Source organism: Shewanella sp. SG44-2 (genome assembly GCF_014164215.1).
Lineage (GTDB): Bacteria > Pseudomonadota > Gammaproteobacteria > Enterobacterales > Shewanellaceae > Shewanella > Shewanella frigidimarina.
Map to the genome: position 1 here is coordinate 75,832 of NZ_JACJEU010000014.1, position 23,982 is coordinate 99,813.

Sequence of the window (23,982 nt, forward strand, 5' to 3'; positions counted from 1 at the left end):
TATTTGACTTGAATCTACAATGACTTACAGATTGTTAAATACTCGGGTCGAACTTATCAATGTCATGTTTACGATTAGTGGCTGCTTCTCGAGAAGCCTCATCGAATGCATCAACGGTTAACTCTGGTAATTTTTTAGTACAGACTTCGCCACCCATTTGTTGGATGGCATTACACAATTCTTGTACTTTAGAATCCATCAAATGCATGTGGTCAAGCATTTGTCCAATCGCATTAGCAACAGGATCTGGATTGTCTGGTGACACCGCGTACGCATCAAAGCCGTACTTTTTGGCCATTTCGGTGCGACGTTCAGTTTTTTCTTTTGATTGGTTGGTTGGCGAAGCCACTACACGTCCAGGAATCCCCACGACAGTATGATCGCTTGCGACATCTTTAACGACCACAGAATTAGAACCAACACGAGCACCATCATGCATAGTGATCGGCCCAAGTACTTTGGCCCCGGCACCAATAACCACATTATTACCTAAGGTAGGATGACGTTTACCTGGCTGCCAGGTGGTCCCGCCCAAAGTAACGCTATGATAAAGAGTGCAATCATCACCTATTTCGGCGGTTTCACCAATAACGACACCCATACCATGGTCAATAAAGAAACGTCGACCGATCGTCGCCCCTGGATGAATTTCAACACCGGTTAACCAACGTGAAAATGTTGATAAACAACGCGCTGTAAATCGCCAGTTAGCGAGCCACAGTTTATGACTAATACGGTGGATCCAAATCGCGTGCATACCGGGATAATTAAATATTATCTCTAAGGTACTGTTTGCGGCAGGATCTCGATGATAAATCGATTCAATGTCTTCTTTTAACCTATCGATGACGCCCATGGTATGTTCCTTTACTGCTTAATCTTGTTTATCCATTTTCTTATCAATGGAAGTCAAAATACCACGAAGAATATTCATCTCTGGTGCTTCAATACGTGCACGAGTGTATAAACGACGAAGTTTAGTCATCACTTGTCCTGGATGATTCTTAATCACAAACCCTGTTTTAGACAACGTCGACTCTAAATGGACAAAGAAACGTTCTAGCTCAGAGGTTAATGGATATTCATCCGATACAGCGGGTGTTTCTGTTTGCGCTAGATGCGCGACTCGAGTTTCATAACAAATAATTTGTACTGCTTGAGCCAAGTTTAGCGAGCTATATTCTGGGTTTGCCGGAATAGCCACATGGTAAGTACACTTTTGTAACTCTTCATTACTCAAGCCATGATTTTCACGTCCAAAAACAATAGCAACAGGGCCATTTAAGCTTTCTTGAGTGAGTTTTAAACCCGCTTCGCGAGGATCAAGCATCGGCCAGTCAAGAGTACGGCTGCGTGCACTAGTGGCAATGACCAGACTACAATCGGCTATGGCTTCTTCTAACGAATCAACTCGCGTCAGGTTTTTCAGAATATCTGACGCACCAGCAGCAAGTGCTATCGATTGCCCATCAGGCTCAGCTCTTGGCTCTGCGAGATATAAATTTGATAAGCCCATGGTTTTCATTGCTCTAGCAGTAGAGCCAATATTACCAGGGTGTGAGGTACCAACTAAAACAACACGAATATTACTGAGCATGTAGCACTTTCTTTTAGCTAAAAATATTATCCATATATTAACACAATCGTTAAAAATTACGTTATATGAAAATCTGCATTTGATATAACTGTCAAATTAAGTATAATGCGGGCGCTATTTTACTCGTTCTTTAACATCCAGGGGATTGCAATGCATCCGATGCTGACTATTGCCACGCGCGCTGCACGCGCTGCGGGCCAAACTATTATGCGCGCCTATACTGAACTTGACCGTGTTGAGGTAAGCAGTAAAGGTATTAATGATTTTGTGACTAGTGTAGACAAGGAAGTAGAAGCAACTATTACTTATCAAATTCGTAAATCTTATCCAGACCACACCATTATTGGTGAAGAAAACGGTGAAAACCGTGGTACTGATAAAGACTACATTTGGATTGTTGATCCTTTGGATGGCACTAACAACTTCGTTCGTGGTATTCCTCACTTTGCCGTATCTATCGCATTACAATATAAAGGCAAAATTGAAGTTGCCGTTATTTACGATCCTGTCCGTGAAGAATTATTTTCAGCGATTCGCGGCAAAGGCGCTAAGCTCAATGATTTCCGTTTACGTGTAACCAACGTAAATGATTTGAGCAGCACAATGATTGGTACCGGTTTCCCATTCAAAGCACGTCAACACACTGAAAGCTATATGGCTATTTTGGGTGAAGTATTCCCATTATGTGCTGATATCCGTCGTGGTGGTTCTGCTGCATTAGATTTAGCTTACGTCGCTGCAGGCCGTTTAGATGGTTTCTTTGAAATTGGTCTTAAGCCATGGGACATTGCTGCGGGCGACTTAATTTGTCGTGAAGCTGGCGGTACTGTTACTGACTTTATGGGCGGACACAACTATATGGTTTCAGGAAACATTGTGGCTGGTAGTCCAAAAGTGACCACGCAATTAGTTAAAACTATGCGTCCCCTACTAAATGAAGGTTTAAAACGTTAATCGTTTACCTTTATTTAGACAAACCGCTAGAGCATCGCTTTAGCGGTTTTTTTATGTCTATTCAATAGCATTACTCTCAGCCTAGTAAAGATAAAACGCTAACCAACGACTCATAACGGCGTAAATCATACTATATCGACATTGAGTGGAGAGTATATTAACCACTTATTCTGCAAACCACAGTTTATCTCAAAAAATCGACCCAGATCACTGGGAAATTCACTTGAAGTCGTCAATAATAGTGTTTTGATTTTATTAATGAAGATGACTATGCCATTACTGCGAAAAGTAGGACTAAAATCCTTAAAAAATATCGAACATTTAGTGTTATTAATTATCGCACTGGCAACGGTATTTGCTATTGGTGAAGAAATTCTCCACATGATTGCCATTCGAACCGTCGAGCTGGCAGATTTACTGTTGCTGTTCATTTATCTTGAAGTTTTAGCGATGGTCGTTAATTATATTGAATCAGGTAAACTGCCTATTCGTATGCCACTCTATATTGCGATTGTGGCTTTGGCTCGATACTTGATTTTAGACATGAAAGGCATGGAAGATTGGCGTATTTTAGCCATTTCACTGTCGACGATTTTACTGGCTGGCACGGTAATTGTGATCCGTTGGGGTCAGTTGAAAATGCCTTACCCTAAAAATCAAGACTACGATAATTAATCATCTTAACTGCCACTCAACATACCGAGTGTCGAAGACTTAGCATTATAATCGTAATTTTGTCTTGCTTAACAAAGCAGTTATGCTAAAAATTACTAGAGAGCAGAAAGTTAAATAATAGTAAATACGGCAATAATGAGCTAAACAATAGAATTGTTGTAAGGCTAACGCTCATTCGGCATCTGTAGTCATTATGATGAACGATCGCCAAACAACAGATCAAGATGCCGTTAGATGGATCATTTCAAGGAGAAACAGGATGGGCCAAGAGCCAACAGGATTCGAAGAAAAACGCGGTTCGTTGCGTGTAGATATGGAAGCAGAGCGGATCCGCCTAGATTGGATTAATACTCATGGTGAATCATGTGTCGACTATGGTATTTGCATCGACCTTGCTCGCAAAGGGGTGCTATTTGACTTTAAAACCTCTTTTAAAGTGGGTGATTTGATAGCCTTAACCTTCAATGAAAACACCGACAAACAAAATACCATAAAAGGCCAAGTTTGCCGTTGCACCGAATGCTCACCTTATAGCTTCCATATTGCTTTACAGTTAATTTAATTGATTATTTTCATGCAGCTCCCTATGACTGCTCTATACTCAAGATAAAATACTAAACAATATTTTTGGTGCTACAAAGCGCCTAGCATCAAGGATCACAACATGATATTGCTGGTTGGTGGAGAAAAAGGTGGCAGTGGAAAAAGCTGTTTAGCACAAAATATTGCTGTACATATTAGCCAAAAACACGATGCAAATGTACTTATGGTTGACTGCGATCCGCAGCGCACCACATCCGACTGGATCCAAGCTCGTAATAATGACCCCAGCCTAAAAGCCATCAATTGTATTCAGCTTTATGGAAAAATCCGTAATGATCTGCTGAGTCTAAATGAGCGGTTTGACTATGTCATTGTTGATTGTGGTGGCCAGGATAACCTCGCAATGCGAGCCGCCATGTCTGTTGCTACCTATGTTGTCATCCCACTTCGTCCTAAGCGACGTGACCTTAAAACCTTACCTCATATGGAAGACATGCTCAGTACTTGTAAAATGGTCAATCCTAAAATGATTGCCGCCATTGTGATAACACAATGCCCTGCACTGCCGTCTCAAGGTAAACGTATTTTAGAGGCCAAGGAAGTGGTTGAGTCATTTGGTTTGCGTGCACTCAATTCAGTGACGTTTAGTCGCAACATCTATGATGACAGCGAAGAAAGCGGCTCTTCAGTGCTTGAAATCGATCCTAGCGGTAAAGCGGCAGATGAAATTAGAGCAATTGCCGATGAGCTATTTGCCATCCCACCAGAAAATAGTTATGAGTTTAACTGACCTTAAACGCAAGAAACCCAAAGATACCCGAGTAAAGGTATCTGTAGACGACTTTATCGAAGATGCTAATAATTATGCGTTAGGTCTTGGGACATCGCATGGTCAACCCGATATAACTTCAACAACTCAAGAGTTTTTAAAAGGGCTCGATAAAAAAAGCACTAAAATTTATCGCCATGCCACTTTCACACTGACTGAAAAAAGCATTTCACAATTGGATGAGATAGCCAAAACCAGCAAAGTTGCCAAATCCAAAATTCTCAGAATACTCATTGATGAGTTTTATCAGCAAAGTAGTGTGAAACAATCTGATTTGTTGCGTAAAACATCACGTTAACAGCAACAGTTTTTGGTTAATATCTTCAGAATACACTGGCATAGATGTCTATCTGTGATTAGCCGAATAGCCAAGTGATAACGTATTACCGATTATGAGCAATGATATGCTTAAATAGCTTAGGTAAGCATTATGGTCGACTCATAAGACGTGATAATCCAGCTGTGCAGCACAAATACTTATATCCCTGTTTCCCATTAATCTTTAGTTGATAATCTATTACTACTATTAATGGCTTTTTAATAACATACTGAAATTGAAATAGTATGGTTTTATATTACACAGACGCTCTGAAAACCAGATACTGATAACTAGACTTGCCTAACCAGTTAATACACGCTCACAAGAGTCAGTCATATCCACCACAATTTGACTGCGCTTAATCAATCCAAAGAGAATATATGTCGTTAATATTACTGCTAACACAACAAATGTGTGTTTACTTAGTTATCGTTTACTTAGTCAGTAAAACGCCATTATTTAAACTATTTGCAGAGACCTCAAAACGATTACCTCATAAAATTTTTATTTACTTAGTGTTCTCCAGCTTTTGCATAATGGCAACTTACTTTGGTGAACAAACCTCAGGAGCCATTGCTAACACTCGGGCTATGGGCGCTGTATTAGGCGGATTACTAGGTGGACCTGTAACTGGTTTACTGGTTGGGTTAACGGGAGGATTACACCGTTATTCTATGGGTGGATTCACCGATATTGCTTGCGCTATATCCACCAGCTTAGAAGGCTTATCCGCAGGTATGATCAGTTATTACTTCAAAAAAGCCGGTAAATCAGAAATGGTTTATCAGCCAATTGTGGTATTTGTGGTCACGTTTATGGCTGAAATAATGCAGATGTCGATAATTGTATTAGTCGCAAAACCCTTTGATCAGGCTTGGGAATTGGTCAAACTGATTGCCCCGCCCATGTTACTGATTAATTCACTCGGCGCTGCGATGTTTATGAGTATTGTGCGCGACCAAAAAGCCATGTTTGATAAACTTTCTTCCAGTTTTTCGACTAAAGCACTTAAAATAGCTGAGCGCAGTGTCGGCTTACTGTCTAAAGGATTTGATTTGGAGTCGAGTAAAAAAGTCGCCCAAATCATAATAGAAGAAACCCAAGTTGGCGCAGTCGCCATTACCGACACCACTAAATTACTGGCATTTATTGGCCTTGGGGCCGATCACCATATTCCTAATACGCCTATTTCCTCAAAAATCACCCTCGATGCCATCGCACAAAATAGTGTGATGTTTGCTGATGGGGTCGATACCACTTATTCCTGCTCTATATCGCCCAATTGTAGTTTAGGCTCAAGCCTAGTCATTCCGCTGCGCAGCAACGACGAAGTCATTGGCACAATTAAATTATACGAACCTAAAAACAAATTGTTTTTAAACATTAATCGCACATTAGGCGAAGGTATTGCGAGGTTAATGTCTAACCAAATTCTTTATGGCCGCTTTGAGCAACAGCAAAGCTTATTGATGCAAGCAGAGATAAAGTTGTTACAGGCTCAGGTTAATCCGCACTTTTTATTTAATGCACTCAATACCATCAGTGCAATTATTAAGCGTGACCCGCAAATGTCTAAGCAATTATTACAGCAGTTATCGCAATTTTTGCGCATCAACTTGACCAGAACTACAGGGCTGGTGACAATGGCTGATGAACTTGAGCACATCGACGCTTATCTCGCTATCGAACGCGCTCGGTTTATCGACAAACTGCAAGTCAACATAGATATTGCTATGATTTATCATCACCAAAAAATGCCCGCATTTACCTTACAGCCGTTAATTGAAAATGCAGTAAAACACGGTACATCGCGGATGCTTGATGCCGGTGTGATTGATGTTAAAGCCACATTGGATGGCGATGATTTATTACTCAACGTGACCGATAATGCAGGTTTATATCAACCCTCTAACAACACTGATGGTTTAGGAATGAACTTAGTCCATAAACGAATTCAGAATTTATTTGGCAGCCAATACGGCATTGAAGTTGAGTGTGAACCAGATGTATTCACTCGTGTTAGTGTGCGTTTACCGTTAAAGGAAATGGACCAATGATCTCGTGCTTAATCATTGATGATGAACCCTTCGCCCGCCAAGAAGTGGCAGATTTGCTCGACAAACATCCTGACATCAAAGTGTTAGGTCAATGTAGTAATGCCATAGAAGCCTTACAACAAATTAACCTGTTAAAGCCTGATTTGATTTTTGTTGATATTCAAATGCCGAGGATAAATGGCATGGAATTAATTGCCATGCTTAATCCTGAGCAAATGCCACGAGCAGTATTTATTACCGCATTTGACGAATATGCGATCAAAGCATTTGATAACAATGCATTTGATTACTTACTTAAACCCATCGATGAAAAGCGCTTTAACCAAACCTTAGACAAAGTACGCACCAACATGACACCGCAACCAATGACGCAGATATTGCCAACTCAATTAGCGCACTTACCCTGCTACAGTGGCAATAAACTTAAAGTTGTCGCTACCGCTGATGTAGAGTTTATTGTCAGTGATGTTGGCGGTATTCATGTGTGTTCAAATAAAGGTTTCAGTCACACTCAATTAACGCTAAAAGTATTAGAGCAAAAAACCGCGTTATTTCGTTGCCATAAACAATACCTACTGGCCCCGAGTGCTATTTCAGAAATTGAAATCACCGACACGGGCGCAGAAGTTACCACCCATAGCGGATCAAAAGTGCCGGTGTCACGTCGTTATCTTAGAGAGTTAAAGCAGTTGCTTGGATTTCAGTAACATTGTTTACGCCACATTAAGCGTGATATGCACCACACTTACCTAACAACGAAAACCGCTCAGGATGACAATTTACCGCTTACTCTGCCTTTTTAACCTGTTACTCAGTTAGCCTCCAACCGCCTATTTTGATGTTTTAAAATAGTGTCACTATATAAATGGGGAGATAACAAAATGACGTGGTTTTTACTCTGTGTAGGCCTGCTAATTGGTGGCTATTTTATTTATGGCGCTTTTGTCGAAAAAGTGTTCGGCATTAACACTCAAAGACAAACGCCCGCTTTCACTCAAACAGACGGTGTCGACTTCGTACCGATGTCTAAAGGGAAAGTCTATTTAATTCAATTGTTAAACATTGCTGGTGTCGGTCCAATTTTTGGCCCAATTCTAGGTGCCCTTTATGGCCCAGCGGCGATGCTATGGATTGTATTTGGTTGTATTTTTGCCGGTGCAGTGCACGATTACTTTTCGGGGATGTTATCGGTACGCAATAATGGTCAATCAGTTCCTAACTTGGCCGGTAAATACTTAGGTAACAACGCCAAGCACTTTATGAACTTGTTTGCCATTATCTTATTGTTACTAGTTGGCGTAGTGTTTATCTCTGCTCCTGCAGGATTACTAAGCAAACTTACCGGACTGGATGTCACTCTCTTTGTTGGTATCATTTTTGTTTATTATTTAATTGCTACCATCGTACCTATCGACAAGATTATTGGTCGCTTATACCCATTCTTTGGCGCATTACTGGTCTTTATGTCACTCGGACTGATTATAGCGTTAGCATTATCAACCGAACATACCATGTTACCTGGTTTTGAAATGGGTGACTTCTTTACCAACTTAAACCCTAATGACATGCCATTATGGCCAGCCTTATTCATCACGATTGCATGTGGTGCAGTATCGGGTTTCCATGCAACTCAATCACCTTTAATGGCGCGTTGTGTTGAAAATGAATCAAACGGTCGCTTTGTGTTTTTTGGTGCCATGATTGGTGAAGGTGTTATTGCATTAATTTGGTGTGCAATTGCATTATCATTCTTTGGTGGTGTAGAAGGATTGAATGCCGGAATGGCAGGCAACCCAGCAAACGTTGTGTACGAAGCATCTAATGGGTTATTAGGAACATTTGGTGGCTTCTTGGCTATCTTAGGTGTCATTGTATTGCCTATCACCTCTGGCGATACAGCATTTCGCTCAGCGCGATTAATATTGGCAGAGTTCTTTAACATCAAGCAAATCGAGTTACCGAAGCGTTTAATGCTCGCGTTACCATTATTTGTCGTCGGTGCCGTGTTAACCCAAGTAGACTTTGGCATTATCTGGCGCTACTTTGGTGTTGCAAACCAAACCACAGCGGTATTGATGTTATGGACCGCTTCAGCTTACTTACTACGACACAATAAATTCCATTGGATTTGTACTGTACCGGCTATGTTCATGACCTGTGTTGTGATTAGCTTTATGTTGAACTCATCAACATTGGGTGCTGGTTTACCAATGACAGTGTCAACTATTGCAGGTTTAGTCACTACCGCAATCATTGCGACAATGATTATTATTAAGACCAAAGGCAAAGGCGATATTGATACTGACGAAGAAGACAAAGTTGAACTAGCCAACGAGTTATAGAGGTTACTATCATCAATAAACGGCAGCTTAGGCTGCCTTTTTTGTGTTGATATCACTTTGACGACAATGTGGGTATAATATTGTCAAACTTAATTAGCTCGCACGGCCCATGACACAAGCAAACAATCCGCTTCACGGCATTAAACTAGAAACTATCGTTACTCAACTTGTAGAAAAATACGGCTGGGAAGAATTAGGATCTAGGATAAACATTCAGTGTTTTAAAGATAATCCGAGTGTAAAATCAACCTTGAAGTTTTTACGTAAAACGCCCTGGGCTCGCGACAAAGTTGAATACTTGTATCTTAAAGCAAACAAGTTACCATTGCCGCCGCCAAAAGAAGACAGCCGTGGCTCTTTTGCGAGTAAAGCGAGGCCAGCTAAAGGGAAAGCTATTTCAACTAAAGCAGTCTCAGTTAACGCGAGCTCAAATAAAACAGTCCCAAATAAAGCGGCATCACCTCAAGCAAGCTCAGATAACACCACAGCAGGACCAGCGGCACCCGTTAATGCTGATATATGGGGTTCGAGCTCAAATTAGTTTATCAATGCCAAAAATTAGCAGGGTTTATAAGGGAAATTCGAAAATTAAGCGCCACACTTTAAGCCCACCACCGACTTGATAACTTAATCCAAAATGTTCAATTTCGACACTGTCTAAGCCTATCGCACTGAAGTTGATGGGCTTTGAGAATGCCAGCGTTGTGCCAACTTCATAGGTGTATGAGGTTAAAACATCGTTCCCAACTGGGGTAACAAATTTCAGTTTGTCGAAATACCAGTGGCCAGCAATAAAAAATCTCGGCTCAACCCGGACATCTTTCCACTGCCAATCGTAATTGACGCCAAAATCTACACCGGTTTTAAATACCGAATAGCCTTCTGTGCTGTCGTTTTGATTGCTTTGATAACCCGCATAATAAATCCTATTTACCCAAACCGGGGTAAATAATGGCGCATCAAGTTTATAGAGTGCAGAAACGCCAGTGGAAAAAACACCCACATGACTATAGGTTGAAAAATTGTGTCCATAGCCTAAATCAACATAACTTTCTAGCGTTAGCTTATCGTCCACCAGCCAGTGATATTCAAGCCCTGGGGTGAGAGTTATTGTGCCCACACTGTTAGGAATGCTGCCTTGAGGTAGGTCATTAAAGGAATAATCAAAAAAGCCGAATGATGCAGTAAAGCGTAACTTCAACAAATAATCATCTGTTGAGTCAAGCACAAAACCCATAGGAATATTGGCGACAGCAGCGCTTTGGCCAGAAGTTCGATACACACCGCTGCCTAGGTAATTGGCAAATGCATAATGAGACGCATCAGGTTCAGTGATAAGCTCAGGTGGTGTAGTCGGTGTTAACTCAGCATAAGTAATACTGCTATAAACAATCAGCAATATCATCAAGGTAAAACGGCAGGTTACAGACATAAAACGCAGATAATCAAACAATGATGATCCAATAAGCGGTATGTTCTGCCCTTGTTTCATCATCATTTAGACTATTATTGTGCCAGACTATTCATCGTGGAAATGGTATTCCGACATCATATGACCCAACTCTGTTGATTTGGTCTTTAAATATGATTCGTTATAGCGATTTTTACCCACTTGTAACGGAATACGTTCTGCGACTTCGATACCCATATTTTGCATCGCCATCACTTTACGCGGGTTATTGGTCATCAACTTTACTTTGGTCACGCCAATTTGCGTTAACATCGGCAAAATCATGTCGTATTTACGCATATCAGCTTCAAAGCCTAAACGCTCATTAGCTTCAACCGTATTGGCACCAGCATCTTGCAGCTCGTAAGCTCTTATTTTATTAAGTAACCCAATACCACGGCCTTCCTGGCGCAAGTACAGAAGAAACCCCTGCCCTTGTTCAGCAATACTCTGCATGGCCGCTTGTAATTGAAAACCACAATCACAACGTAAACTAAATAATGCATCACCGGTCAAACATTCTGAATGAATACGACCTAACATGGGCTCCGTGGGATCCAGTTGACCAAATGTCAATGCAACGTGTTCTTTACCTGTGGCGGTTTCTTCAAAACCGTGCATAGCAAAAACACCCCAAGGAGTGGGTAACTTAGATGTTGCGATATACTTTACCGACATGAATTAACCTTACGACAACTAACTGTAAAAGAAAATATTAGAACTTAGCAGGCGCAAAACCCGTCACATCTTTTATGCCCATTTCACGGCCTAATGCAGTTAAAGGATGCACAACGACTAAACCTTTTACCGACTTATTTAACTTACCCATATCGGCTTGTTCGGCTTTAGTCAGCACACGCTTAAAACCTAACGCTTTCAACGCCACGCCTTCTTGGCTGAACTGGCGAGTTTGCTGGCCTTTAATGCTGGCGATGCGCTTAGTCACAGTCGCCACTTCTTTCTTAAACTGCAGGACAATCGTGGCATCGCCACGTGCTTCAGCCGCAGCTAACTTGCGACGAAACTTGTCTAATTTATCATTCAATGTCTGCAGTTCTAGCTTTAAATTCATTTGATTACCTTAAGTGCTTTGGTGTGTTAGTGAATCGTTTACGCTTATACGTTTGTCACAACACCGTTTCGGAGGCAGATTATATACCCAAAAGCACCCAAGATGCGAATAGCAAACGTTTCATATATGGATGTACAGGCAAAGTTTTTTACCTAGAACAAACAATCTGGATATTATCACATTATCAACCTCCATTAGCGCGACCACATAGCACACTCATCGGGTAACTCACGCTAATGTACGTTTATAGCGCTGAAGCGCTAAGTTTATGGATGACGGATCCCTTTAATGGTCAATTAATCATGCTAATCGTTTATTGGAATTGTTTGATTTATCAGCAACCAAATCTCCAAAACCCGTTTTTTGCCACATATAACAAAACCCGCTATTGCAATACTTATGATAATCATTATCATTCGCGCCATTGTTAATAAAGAGCCTAACCTGTTATGACGCCATTACGTTTATCTCTACTTGCCCTTGCTTGTCAAAGTGTATTGTTTCCCGTTTATGCTCACGCACAAACACCAGTTGCCCAATCTGAGGTTGCTGCACAATCTTCAAATGATACGGCCAATGCATCACCCTCAGCCAGCTATGAACGAATAACGGTTTATGGCCGACAAAACCAAGTAGTGATGAACTCAGGTTTAGCAACCAAATCTGACATGTCGCTGATGGAAACGCCTGCGGCGGTAGTGATTGTTGATGAAGCATTAATTGATGCGCAAGGCATCACCAACATGCAAGATTTAGTTCGTAATATCAGCGGCGTAACCCAAGCGGGTAATAATTATGGTATTGGCGACAATTTAGTTGTTCGCGGATTAGGCGCCAACTACACCTACGATGGTATGTATGGCGGTGCAGGATTAGGTAACACCTTTAATCCAACTCGTTCGCTAACCAACGTGAGTTCTGTTGAAGTACTCAAAGGCCCTGCCACTGGTCTATATGGTATGGGCAGCGCGGGTGGCGTGATTAACCTTATTGAGAAAAAACCTCAATTTGACAGTAAACAGTTGTTTGAAGCTGAAGTGGGTCAATGGGATAGTTATTCTCTCATGGCTGATTCTACGGGCGGAATAACTGACGATTTAGCCTATCGCCTCGTGGCAAAAACGGCTCGTAGTACAGGTTATCGAGATCTTGGTACCGACCGCGATGAAATATACGGCTCGCTTAAATATGTATTGAATGAAAACCAAAATATCATGCTATCAACAGCATATATTAGCGATGCGATCCCCGTTGATTCAATCGGCCATCCTATCCGCATTTATAACGCAGCTTCAGTCGATGGGAAAACCGCTGGTGAAGTCAGCTGGCAAGACTTAGTCAACGACCCTACCAGTAAGGGTTTACAACTAACAGACGATCAGCGCCAACAATTAACCGACTCGTTAAGCGCAAATGATGGCCTAACACCGTATGAGTTTGGTCATAACGGTCTTATTTCTCCAATGGCGAAAGACAATGAAGGCGAAGAGTTGCGCTTTAAACTAAGCCATAATGTGTACTTAACCGATGACTTATTTTTAAACCAACAACTGCAATACCGTAATTACGAAACCAGTTTTGCTCGTCAAACAGGGGCTTACAACTATGTTTACTGGCAACGTAGTGGCGTAATTAACGCCGACCCACGCGCACCTTTGGTTGAAGATGACACCCTATATCCATATGCAGCTCGTCGTCAGGAATACCGCAAAGTCTCGGCAGAAGAAAAGTCATGGCAGTATTTTGCCGACTTACGTTATGACTTCGACATTGGCAATATCAGTAACGAATTATTAGTTAATGCTAACTTTGAAGATCGCGATATTCGCTTTAAACAGTATTCAATTTACGACGCAGATTACACCTTGAAAGATTCCGATGATAATTTGTCATATCAAGGTTCGCTACCGTATATTTATGATATCCGTAACCCAAATTGGGGCGAAGGTGAATTTGAAGACTACGATCCATTATTAACCAGTAACTACAATAAATCTGTCACAGCTTGGGGCTTGGGCTTACAACATGTGGGTTATTTAGGTGGCGGATTTACTAGCCGTATTGGTGTCGCATTCAATGAAATTAAACAAAGTTATGAACACTTGGGTGTCGATGCTCGTTACAGTAGTAGCTTAGCAGACCCTCAACCAGAAGCGGATACCACAGATAACGGTGTAACCTACAATTTAGGCCTAACTTATATGCCTACTGACGATATCTCTATTTTCGTGAATCATTCTAAAGGCCGTACAGCATACAGTGTGTTAGGCGATGTAAAAGGAAATGAAGCAGACCGTGAAGATTCTCAGTCGATCAGTAATGATTTAGGTATTCGTGCCAAAGCATTTGATGATCAATTGCTCGCATCTTTGGTCTTTTTCAAAACATCACGTACTAATGTGGCTTATAGCAATCCAGACTACGAAAGCAGCGAAGCAACACCAGATATCTTCCCGTATTTTTACGACGGCAGCGAAGATACTAAAGGGGTGGAGCTAGATCTGAATGCATATTTAAGTGACCAATGGAAAGTCAACGTTAACGCGGTTTACCAAGATGCTAGAGACAATCAAAATCCAAATAGCAGTGATTATGGCCAACGCCAAAAAGGTGTACCTTACGTCACAGCGGGCGCTTGGGTAACTTATGCCGCAGAATTTGCCTTACCAGCACCGGTATCAATCAGTCTTGGGGCTAAATATGTCGATGAACGCAGCACACACTCTAGCTCATTTGGTATTCCAGATGGTTATGTGCCAAGTTATACGGTAATCGATTCAGCGATTAGTTATGACGTTGAACGTTATAAAATCCAATTGAACATTAATAACTTATTTAATGAAAAATATTACGATAAGGCGATGTTCTTAGGCGGATTACCCGGCGAAGAGCGTAATGCGAAGTTAACCCTAACTTATCGTATTTAAAAACATATCAATCTGGATTTTGCTTGCTCGAAATCTAGATCTCAATTTAGCGCTAAATCTAACGCTAAATCTAACGCTAAATAGAGTAACGAGATGATGAAAGCACTGCCTGTGGCAGTGCTTTTTTTATCGCTACCCAATGAGGATAATTGACTATCTAGGCTACTTGTAGGATAAACAACACATTAATTCAGCGGGTTACCTTAGGACATTATTTCATGGCTAATACCATTTTCACACCATACACCTTGAGCAATGGTGCAGTCATTTCCAATCGATTGGTCAAAGCCGCAATGGAAGAAAACCTCGCCAATACCTTGCAACAACCAGACGATGCATTGTTCAACTTGTATGAAGCATGGGCAAAAGGCGGTGTCGGATTAATGATCACCGGTAATGTGATGATTGATCCCTTAGCCATGACAGGTCCTGGCGGAGTAGTATTAGATCCCAATAGCGCACTTGAGCCGTTCATCCAATGGGCCAAAACAGCTAAGCAAAATAACGCCAGAATATGGATGCAAATCAATCATCCAGGCCGTCAGGTGTTTAAAGCGATGGGCGGTAAAAATCTAGCCCCTTCTGCCATCGCACTCGATTTAGGCAAACACTCATCCATGTTCTCTCAACCAAAAGCGATGACAACCGCAGACATTGAAGAGGTTATCCAACGGTTTGCTACCACTGCACAATTGGCTCAACAAGCTGGGTTTGATGGAGTACAAATTCATGCCGCACACGGATACTTGCTGGCTCAATTTTTATCGCCGCTAACCAATCAACGTAATGACCAATGGGGCGGAAAGCTTGAAAATCGTGCCAAGTTATTACTCGAAGTGGTTAAGCAAGTAAGACTTAAATGTGGTGCCGATTTCGATGTAGCAGTAAAACTCAACTCTGCCGATTTCCAACGCGGTGGCTTTGATGTCGACGACGCCGAAAAGGTCATTAATATGTTGGCACAGTATCAAGTTGAAATGGTCGAATTATCTGGTGGCAGCTACGAGGCACCAGCCATGCAAGGTCGCAGTGCTGATGAACGAACGTTAGCTCGAGAGGCTTATTTTTTAAGTTTAACAGCGCAGTTGGTCCAGCGTAGCCCTATTCCATTAATGCTAACGGGAGGTATTCATCGCCTACCTGTGGCTCAACAAGTTATCGATGCTGGTTTTGCATTGTGTGGTATCGCTAGCGCCCTCGCCTTCTATCCCGACTTAGCCAATAGATGGCAAATTCAGCCAGAGTTTGTCCCGTCAATTCCAACAGTCAATTGGCAGAGTAAACCTTTGGCTGGACTGGCGACGATGGCCGTCATTAAACGTCAGCTTCGCCGCATAAGCCAAGGTAAGCAGCCACACACTAATGATTCACCATTGTGGAGTTTATTAATCGATCAATATAAAACTAAACAGCGCACTAAACGTTATCGCCATATTGTAGGTCTTTTTAATCATTAACGAGTTAACGATTGGCAGGTTAAACATTTATTTGCTAACGATTAGCGCTGACAGTTAACGTGCTGAACATTAAACAACGAGTCCTAACGCCTTCATATAAAACGCTAGCGCGTAAAACGATGGATTTGTTGGTTGCTGCTACCGCGCCATAAAAGCGCGGGATCGGCTTTCTCTTGCTCATATTTGCCGTCAATCAACACATCCACAAAGTTCACCACAGCTTGTTGCTGCGGTGTGAGATCGGCCAGTTGATAACCGGTCCACAACCAAATATCTTTATCAGGGCATTCCTGCTTTACCCGCGTAACCAATGTTAATACGCTTTCAAGATTGGCTGAATGCAGCGGATCGCCACCACTTAACGACAATCCTCGACGGTAAATACGAGTATCGGTTAAATCATCAATAATCTGATCTTCTAGTGCTTGGCTAAAAACATGGCCAGCATCTACACGCCAAGTACTTTGGTTATAGCAACCTTTACACCCATGCTCGCAACCGCTGACAAATAACGTACAGCGGGTGCCTTCACCGTTGATAACATCAACACTATGGTATGCACTGTAATGCATTATAAATGCTTCACTCTGCGCTTAACTTCTTCTTGCTTACCGAAGTTAAATGGTCGCGCATCTGGGCTACCTAAATAACCGCAAACGCGACGAGTAACAGACACTCGGCTTGGCTCATGATTACCACATTTAGGGCACACAAACCCCTTACTGGTACAATTAAACTCACCAATAAAACCGCAATCGTAACACTCATCAATGGGGGTATTGGTGCCGTAATATGGCACTCGGCTATAACTGTAATCCCAAACGTTTTCGAGCGCTTCAATATTGTGCTGCATGTTGGGATATTCGCCGTAACAAATAAACCCGCCATTGGCGATGGCTGGATAAGGTTGTTCAAAATCAATCTTATCAAAAGGATTTACTTTCTTTTCAACATCTAAGTGAAAACTATTGGTGTAATACCCTTTGTCGGTCACACCTGCCACAACGCCAAACTGGGTGGTATCAAGCTGGCAAAAACGGCTGCATAAGTTTTCACTTGGGGTACTGTATAAACTAAAGCCATAACCTGTTTCTTGTTTCCAAGACTCAGTGGCTTGCTTTAAATGACTAATAATGGCGACAGCTTTATCGCGCAATTGAGCATTATCAAACACGTGTTCAGCATTGCTATATAAAGCATTAATGGTTTCGTGAAGACCAATAAACCCTAACGAAATTGATGCTCGGCCATTTTTAAAGATTTCGCTCACATCATCATCAGCATTTAGGCGTACACCACAGGCGCCTTCCATATAAAGGATTGGTGCTACTCGTGCTTTAACGCCAGCTAAACGAGCAATACGCGTTTCTAATGCTTTGCGGGCAATCAATAACCGCTCATCGAGTAATTGATAAAAGCGCTGTTCATCTTTGCCTGCTTCCAACGCTATGCGCGGTAAATTAAGGCTGACGACACCTATATTGTTGCGCCCTTCATGGACCAGTTGGCCATTTTCTTCATATGCCCCCAAAAATGAGCGACACCCCATTGGGGTTTTAAACGAACCGGTGACTTTCACTACCTGATCATAATTAAGAATATCAGGGTACATGCGCATGCTTGAACACGTTAAGGCCATCTTTTTAATATCATAATTAGCATCAGTCGCTTTATGATTCACGCCATCTTTAATGGCAAACACCAATTTTGGAAAGACTGCTGTTTTGCGATTTTTACCTAAACCCGCCATACGTACTGTTAACATCGATTGCTGAATTAAACGCGACTCCCACGACACGCCTAAACCAAAACCAAAGGTAACAAACGGTGTTTGGCCATTAGCGGTATGCAAGGTATTCACTTCATATTCAAGTGACTGGAATGCGTCATGACACTCTTTTTCGGTTTGCGTCATGGCATAACCTTCTACGTCTGCCACTTGCCATTTTTTAGCGACGCTAAGGTGCTTTTGGTAACTGATTTGTACAAACTCAGCTAACACTTCGTCGATACGGTTAATCGTGGTACCACCATAAATATGGCTCGCTACCTGAGCAATAATTTGCGCCGTAACAGCAGTGGCAGTTGAAATAGACTTAGGCGGTTCTATTTCAGCATTACCCATTTTAAAACCATGAGTTAACATGCCGGCCAAATCAATTAGCATGCAGTTAAACATCGGGAAAAAAGGTGCATAATCTAAGTCGTGATAGTGAATTTCGCCTTTTTCATGGGCGGCTACCACATCTTTTGGCAGTAAATGGGTTTTGGCATAATGCTTGGCCACAATGCCTGCTAATAAATCACGCTGGGTCGGAATGACTTTGGCATCTTTATTGGCATTTTCATTTAAAATCGCACTATCCGATTGCTCAACTAAACCGCGAATAGCACAATTTAATTTACTCTGGGTTTCACGGTGTTTATCTCTATCGTGACGGTACTCAATGTAATGACGCGCCACCGACTTAAACGGGCCCGACATCAATAAGTTTTCAACGGCATCTTGTAGTTCGTGAATATCAACTTCGGTCTTCACAGTCATTTGCTGCTCTACCGTCTGCGCTAACTGCTGTGCATATTGATGGTCGGCTATACCTGCAGACTCCATTGCTGCTACAACAGCCTCTTTGATTCGACATCCATCAAACGCAGTTCGGCATCCATCCCTTTTCACTACTACAAGCATACAACCATCCTTTACAAGCACTATATATAGCGCTTTAATACACACACAACACAAGATAGAGTGTATTAGACACATTAACGCTGAGCATTACCTTGATCCAGATCATAATTGTCGGCAGTACTTAATATTGAAAAAACACTTGCTATAAGCGATAGATATTGTAGGAATAACAACTGATTTTGACAGGCTAATACAATGGCAGAAAATCGACATAATTTAACAATTTGGGTGCTTTGCTGAATGGATAACCAGATGTGCAAACACCATAAGTGATGTATTTTGCTGGCTTGAAATGGTGCAAAATGACGATGTTAAGTCATTGTTCGAACCTTAAATGGCTAGATCAACAACATAACTAACGTGCTCATTGTATCTAATGACTCGGTAATTATCGTTAGATAGTTGCGGATAGATCATTGCGGGCAAGTCACTACTAGATAATGACTAAATCACCATGAGATAACTACTAGATAACTACTAGATAACGATGAGAGAGTGAATAATCTTATCAACCACATCAGACTGAGCAGGTTAGACAATACCCTTGCGGGGTAACAACCCAGAATTAATGGAAAACATCTATTAACTAGCAAATATTCACCTAGCGGCGGTTAACGGGCGTATTTATGATAAACACACCACAATATTCGATACCGCTTCAAGGTTACTTTAAGGTTGCTTCGATTAAATGCTTAATATCATTTACGGCTTGCTCACCGGCTTTAATCGCTTCTTTAGCGCGATGAAACTCCATGGTGCCAATGTCACCCACATCCGGCACGATACAAATATCAGGTGGCTCGCCCATTAAACGTGAACGTTTATGGCGTTGTTCTAAAATATCCATCGATTGCGACATCACCGCCAGCATACCCGGATGCGATTTTGAACTCCCCAAAGAAAATTTATCGGTTAAGCCATTCATGTAATCTTTGCCTTTACCCCATAAATCCATAAAGCCAGATTCAAGTTCGCGCTTTTCGTCAATAGGTTCAGACTTAGAGGCTTTGCGGCTTTTTACTTGCTCTGGGATTAAGTGCATTTGGCCACGACGATGACCATTTAAATCCACCGCAATAACCACATCAACGCCCATAGATCGAGCCAGTGATACAGGTACAGGGTTCACTACCGCACCGTCTACAACCCAGCGATGCCCTTGCTGTACTGGGGGTAAAAAACCTGGCATTGAACATGAAGCCCTAACAGCATGGCGTAAATCACCTTCTTTAAACCAAATCTCTTGCCCAGAATATAAATCGGTAGCCACTGCAGCAAAGGGACGGTTTAACTGTTCAATATCAATATCGCCAATGCGATTGGCTAACACATCAAATACTTTCTCGCCGCTAATTAGGCCACCTTTACGCCAACCTAAATCCATTAACCCAAGTACATCCCAACTCGAAAACCCACTCACCCAGGTTTCAAGTTCACCCAAATGATTATTGGCATAGGCAGCACCCACTAATGCCCCTACCGAACAACCTGCCACTTTGTCAGGATAAATATCTAACTTGGCTAAACCATTCAATACCCCAATATGTGCCCAACCTTTAGCGGCTCCACTGCCTAGCGCTAATCCCACGGTGAGCTTTGTCATCTTTCGTTCCTTCCATGCTCGGTATTCATTTTTAATACGCCTGCCTGAATCGTCCCATAGTGACGTCTAACTCAGGCAATAATATAAAGCTAAAAAATAGCATAACTAAAGCGACTCTTGTTGGCTATAGCAAGGTGAAACAGCTATAATCGTCGGCTATCATTTTTTAGGGGATTTACCTTTGCAATTTACCGATTTTTCGTTGGACAAGCGCCTGCTTGACAGTCTAAAGCACCTTGGCATTTCTACGCCTACCGATGTTCAAGCGCAAGCACTTCCCATTGCCTTATCAGGTAAAGATTTAATGGCATCGTCTAAAACCGGCTCAGGTAAAACCTTAGCGTTTTTATTGCCAGCAATGCAACGCGTGATATCCACCAGAGCATTGTCGAAAAAAGATCCTCGGGTACTTATCTTGTTACCGACTCGTGAATTAGCCCAGCAAGTTTATGGCCAATTACGTTTATTAGTCGCCAATACCCAATATAAAGCCATTAGCGTGCTCGGCGGTGAGAACTTTAACGACCAAGCCAAAGCATTGGCCAGAGATCCACACTTCATTGTTGCCACACCGGGACGTATTGCGGATCACTTACAGCAACGCCACTTATATTTAAATGGTTTAGAATTACTGGTTCTTGACGAAGCTGACCGTATGCTCGATTTAGGTTTTGCTCCACAGCTCAAAGCCATTAACGATGCAGCTGATCATAAACGTCGTCAAACCTTAATGTTTTCAGCAACGTTAGATCACAACAGTATTGGTGATATTGCGACAACATTACTAAAATCACCGAGCCATGTGTCTATTGGTGAATCTTACACTGAGCATAAAGATATTGAGCAACGTATTATTTTGGTTGATCACTTAGACCATAAACAAGCCTTGTTGCAACATATCTTAAGCCAAGAAACACATAAGCAAGTGATTGTATTTACTGCAACTCGATCAGATACAGACCGTTTAGCCACGTTATTGGCTGCGCAAGGCTTTGCCACCTCCGCACTCAGTGGTGATTTAAAGCAATCGGCTCGTAACCAGATAATGGATCAATTTGCTCGCGGCCAATCGCAGATATTAGTCACTACCGATGTTGCATCGCGCGGGCTTGATTTAATCAACGTATCATTAGTGATTAACTTTGATATGCCAAAGTTTGCTGAAGAGTACGTCCATCGAATCGGCCGTACAGGCCGTGCAGGCGCGAAAGGTGATGCAGTTTCATTTGTAGGCCCTAAAGATTGGGACAGCTTTAAAAAGGTACAACTGTTTTTACGTAAAAACTTTGAGCCGACAGTAATTGAAGGCCTAAAAGCCAAATTTAGCGGCCTCAGAGATAAGCCTCAAGCAGGTAAAGCTGGCACCAGTGCAAAAGCAGATGTCGTCAGTAAACGAGTTAGCGCGCCTAAAAAAGCTAAAGCGGCACCAAAGAGTGATAAACGCTTTATTACTGGCGTCGATGTCGGTGATGCGCCAGTGCGCCGTAAAGTTAAGCCTATTGTCATTATCGAAGACGACGGCACAACAGAAGACTAAATGACTCATACATCGCAGATAATCTCCAGCTAGATTATGAGTATACTGCGATAACAGAATAATGAATGTAGGGTAATAATAAACTGCCCTGCAAAAATGAACGATAACGAGCATGCCAACGGCATTCTTGTATGAATAAACCAGTAAGGATTAACATGAAAATTTGTGGTGTGGAATTAAAAGGCGGCGAAGCCATTATCTGTTTACTGACCTATGAAGGCGAAACCTATAACGTGCCAGCATGTCGTAAAGTTTCATTCAGTATTTCACAATCAGCTAGCACGGACTCAATTCGTGAGTTCGATTTTGCGTTTAAAAAACTAATGAGCGACTATAAAGTCGATGAAATAGCCATAATTGAACGTGAACAAAAAGGTAAGTTTGCCGGCAGTGCCACCAGCTTCAAACTTGAAGCGGTACTCCAATTAATGGACATGCCTGTTTCGCTTATTTCTCCATTGACTATTAAAGAGCAATTAAAGCGTAACCCGCCACAAGTTGACTTTGAATCATTGGATCTAAAACGCGTCCAGCTTAATGCATTTGACGTTGCTTATGTTCAGCATAACCGCCTCATCTTCGGTAAAGTGTAACCCACCACTTTCACCGTTCTATATTGGCGTTATCGATACCGACTCAGATAGCGGTAACGCCAAAAAATCAGTTGAACTACAGCCATGTCAGATACCAAAACTAAAACACCTAAAGCCCCACCTAAAATGCCGGTCAAATTGGCAAGCCAATCATTAAAGCCAAAAACAGATCTCAGCCTGTTAGTCACCAGTGCCGACATTAAAAAGCAGCAAAGTGAACAAAGTGCATTACGTTATTTAAATGGATATCGTCCTGACGTGGTAGAGAAAATCCGCCAACTCGTTGATGCTAATGCCTTAGGCGCCCACTTTTTAACACGCTACCCCAAGATACACGACGTTCGTACAGACAAAGCCTTATACGATATGGCGATAACGTTAAAAAATACCTATATGCGTCAATCGGATCCGTTAGCTAAAGTTATTTTTGACGAAAAAATCAGCGTAAGCCACCATGCCCTAGGTTTGCATTCTTATGTTAATCGCCGCCAAGGTAATAAAGTTAAAGCCAAAAATGAAATTCGAATTGCAGCACACTTAAAACACGTTCCGTTTGAGCTATTACAAATGGTAGTAGTGCACGAACTGGCCCACCTGCGTGAAAAAGAACACAACAAAGCTTTTTATCAGTTATGCAGCTTTATGCTAGCAGATTACCACCAACTAGAATTTGATATGCGAGTATGGTTAGTAGCAGAAGAAGTCGGACAATCACCCTACGCGAAGTAATCGATAAGCTTTTGGCCTGCGGCCACTAACGTCGTGGCGCGTCGCCCACACCAGAGCAAAGGGGTAAAGCGCATTCTTGTTTATGAATCAGCCTTTGCAAACCCTCAGCGTTCCGGCAACTTTTTCGCTTTTTAACCAAACAGCAGCAGCGAAAAATTGCGACGGAAATTAATCCAGCTTTGGACTTCGTTTATAACCGTCTTCGGCCCCTCTTGTAATAAAGAGTGAAAATGCTAACGCTTTCGATGGTATATCTGATGTGAATGGATTCACGAATGTCGTGATGGCAGGATGCCAAGGAACGACCTGTACCGCGAAAGCTAGCCTGACGTCCTGTGAGGCCCACGCTTTCTTTTATAAAGAGTCTTCAACGGCCTCAAGTTCAAAGCTGAATTTAGACACTTTTAAGCAGTGACTAGCTCGTTTTTGGACAGAAACGTTTTAAAAAGCCAGTGTTTAAATTTACTTTTTATAAAAGTTTACCCTGAGCCTGACGAATCCCCATGAAATAACAAACAGGAACAATAAGATATTTTAAATTAGGTGGGAACATTCATGGCATTTGGTGATCAAATTTATCGCCAAACAAAAATTACCACGAGTAAATGC

General features: G+C 41.9%; 22 protein-coding genes. 14 read left to right on the plus strand and 8 right to left on the minus strand.

Features of this window, described 5'->3' with window-relative positions; genetic code table 11:
• Window positions 1-34: 34 nt before the first annotated feature.
• Both cysE and trmJ read right to left on the minus strand, forming a co-directional pair.
• The gene (gene cysE, locus H5181_RS12285) at window positions 35-856 is read right to left on the minus strand and encodes a serine O-acetyltransferase (protein WP_011637880.1); all 822 of its coding nucleotides are present in this window, start codon (window positions 854-856) and stop codon (window positions 35-37) included.
• 18 nt (window positions 857-874) lie between these two features.
• Entirely contained in the window at window positions 875-1,597 is a 723-nt protein-coding gene (gene trmJ / locus H5181_RS12290) for a tRNA (cytosine(32)/uridine(32)-2'-O)-methyltransferase TrmJ (RefSeq protein WP_059746670.1), read from the minus strand.
• A 150-nt stretch (window positions 1,598-1,747) separates the two neighbouring features.
• On the opposite strand from trmJ, the gene suhB reads away from it, so the two are divergent.
• The 9 genes from suhB (at window position 1,748) to H5181_RS12335 (ending at window position 9,857) form a co-directional block, all read left to right on the plus strand.
• On the plus strand, window positions 1,748-2,551 hold the full coding sequence (suhB, locus tag H5181_RS12295) for an inositol-1-monophosphatase (protein ID WP_011637882.1): 804 nt from the start codon (window positions 1,748-1,750) through the stop codon (window positions 2,549-2,551).
• Window positions 2,552-2,821: 270 nt separating this feature from the next.
• Window positions 2,822-3,226 (plus strand): phosphate-starvation-inducible protein PsiE, encoded by a 405-nt coding sequence (locus H5181_RS12300; RefSeq protein ID WP_041413049.1) that lies wholly within the window; start codon window positions 2,822-2,824, stop codon window positions 3,224-3,226.
• A gap of 259 nt (window positions 3,227-3,485) precedes the next feature.
• Window positions 3,486-3,788: a PilZ domain-containing protein gene (locus tag H5181_RS12305; RefSeq protein WP_011637884.1), complete on the plus strand. Its 303-nt coding sequence runs from the start codon at window positions 3,486-3,488 to the stop codon at window positions 3,786-3,788.
• A 102-nt stretch (window positions 3,789-3,890) separates the two neighbouring features.
• Window positions 3,891-4,559 carry an AAA family ATPase gene (locus tag H5181_RS12310; protein ID WP_182751164.1) on the plus strand — a complete coding sequence of 223 codons (669 nt, stop codon included), beginning with the start codon at window positions 3,891-3,893 and terminating at the stop codon, window positions 4,557-4,559.
• Window positions 4,546-4,896, plus strand: coding sequence for a replication protein RepA (locus H5181_RS12315; RefSeq protein ID WP_123884355.1), 351 nt, complete (start codon window positions 4,546-4,548; stop codon window positions 4,894-4,896). Before H5181_RS12310 ends, H5181_RS12315 begins: the two co-directional genes overlap by 14 nt.
• Before the next feature lie 401 nt (window positions 4,897-5,297).
• Window positions 5,298-6,974 carry a sensor histidine kinase gene (locus tag H5181_RS12320; protein ID WP_123884356.1) on the plus strand — a complete coding sequence of 559 codons (1,677 nt, stop codon included), beginning with the start codon at window positions 5,298-5,300 and terminating at the stop codon, window positions 6,972-6,974.
• Window positions 6,971-7,681 carry a two-component system response regulator BtsR gene (btsR, locus tag H5181_RS12325; protein ID WP_011637888.1) on the plus strand — a complete coding sequence of 237 codons (711 nt, stop codon included), beginning with the start codon at window positions 6,971-6,973 and terminating at the stop codon, window positions 7,679-7,681. Before H5181_RS12320 ends, btsR begins: the two co-directional genes overlap by 4 nt.
• A gap of 174 nt (window positions 7,682-7,855) precedes the next feature.
• On the plus strand, window positions 7,856-9,316 hold the full coding sequence (locus H5181_RS12330; RefSeq protein WP_011637889.1) for a carbon starvation protein A: 1,461 nt from the start codon (window positions 7,856-7,858) through the stop codon (window positions 9,314-9,316).
• Between the two features lie 109 nt (window positions 9,317-9,425).
• Window positions 9,426-9,857, plus strand: coding sequence for a VF530 family DNA-binding protein (locus H5181_RS12335; RefSeq protein ID WP_123777765.1), 432 nt, complete (start codon window positions 9,426-9,428; stop codon window positions 9,855-9,857).
• A gap of 27 nt (window positions 9,858-9,884) precedes the next feature.
• Here the strand turns inward: H5181_RS12335 and H5181_RS12340 are convergent, their stop codons facing one another.
• The 3 genes from H5181_RS12340 to H5181_RS12350 all read right to left on the minus strand — a co-directional run bounded on the left by H5181_RS12340 (window position 9,885) and on the right by H5181_RS12350 (window position 11,838).
• Window positions 9,885-10,769, minus strand: coding sequence for a hypothetical protein (locus tag H5181_RS12340; protein ID WP_244262825.1), 885 nt, complete (start codon window positions 10,767-10,769; stop codon window positions 9,885-9,887).
• A gap of 66 nt (window positions 10,770-10,835) precedes the next feature.
• Complete coding sequence (gene ribA, locus H5181_RS12345; protein ID WP_011637892.1) at window positions 10,836-11,444, minus strand: GTP cyclohydrolase II; 609 nt, start codon at window positions 11,442-11,444, stop codon at window positions 10,836-10,838.
• Between the two features lie 37 nt (window positions 11,445-11,481).
• Entirely contained in the window at window positions 11,482-11,838 is a 357-nt protein-coding gene (locus tag H5181_RS12350) for a YibL family ribosome-associated protein (protein ID WP_011637893.1), read from the minus strand.
• A 449-nt stretch (window positions 11,839-12,287) separates the two neighbouring features.
• On the opposite strand from H5181_RS12350, the gene H5181_RS12355 reads away from it, so the two are divergent.
• Entirely contained in the window at window positions 12,288-14,765 is a 2,478-nt protein-coding gene (locus H5181_RS12355) for a TonB-dependent siderophore receptor (RefSeq protein WP_182751165.1), read from the plus strand.
• Window positions 14,766-14,983: 218 nt separating this feature from the next.
• Window positions 14,984-16,222, plus strand: a complete 1,239-nt coding sequence (locus tag H5181_RS12360; protein WP_182751166.1) for an NADH:flavin oxidoreductase/NADH oxidase family protein — start codon at window positions 14,984-14,986, stop codon at window positions 16,220-16,222.
• A 104-nt stretch (window positions 16,223-16,326) separates the two neighbouring features.
• On the opposite strand, the gene nrdG is transcribed toward H5181_RS12360, so the two are convergent.
• The 3 genes from nrdG to rssA all read right to left on the minus strand — a co-directional run bounded on the left by nrdG (window position 16,327) and on the right by rssA (window position 20,514).
• Entirely contained in the window at window positions 16,327-16,794 is a 468-nt protein-coding gene (gene nrdG, locus H5181_RS12365; protein WP_182751167.1) for an anaerobic ribonucleoside-triphosphate reductase-activating protein, read from the minus strand.
• Entirely contained in the window at window positions 16,794-18,911 is a 2,118-nt protein-coding gene (gene nrdD, locus H5181_RS12370) for an anaerobic ribonucleoside-triphosphate reductase (RefSeq protein ID WP_123777770.1), read from the minus strand. Before nrdD ends, nrdG begins: the two co-directional genes overlap by 1 nt.
• A 664-nt stretch (window positions 18,912-19,575) precedes the next feature.
• A complete protein-coding gene (gene rssA / locus H5181_RS12375) occupies window positions 19,576-20,514 on the minus strand; it encodes a patatin-like phospholipase RssA (RefSeq protein WP_011637898.1) in 939 nt (312 codons plus the stop codon).
• 181 nt (window positions 20,515-20,695) lie between these two features.
• On the opposite strand from rssA, the gene H5181_RS12380 reads away from it, so the two are divergent.
• From H5181_RS12380 to H5181_RS12390, 3 genes are all read left to right on the plus strand, one after another.
• Window positions 20,696-22,051 carry a DEAD/DEAH box helicase gene (locus H5181_RS12380; RefSeq protein WP_102036532.1) on the plus strand — a complete coding sequence of 452 codons (1,356 nt, stop codon included), beginning with the start codon at window positions 20,696-20,698 and terminating at the stop codon, window positions 22,049-22,051.
• Window positions 22,052-22,206: 155 nt separating this feature from the next.
• A complete protein-coding gene (locus H5181_RS12385; RefSeq protein ID WP_059746685.1) occupies window positions 22,207-22,644 on the plus strand; it encodes a DUF3010 family protein in 438 nt (145 codons plus the stop codon).
• A gap of 126 nt (window positions 22,645-22,770) precedes the next feature.
• Window positions 22,771-23,373 carry a M48 family metallopeptidase gene (locus H5181_RS12390; protein ID WP_123777931.1) on the plus strand — a complete coding sequence of 201 codons (603 nt, stop codon included), beginning with the start codon at window positions 22,771-22,773 and terminating at the stop codon, window positions 23,371-23,373.
• Window positions 23,374-23,982: the final 609 nt, after the last annotated feature.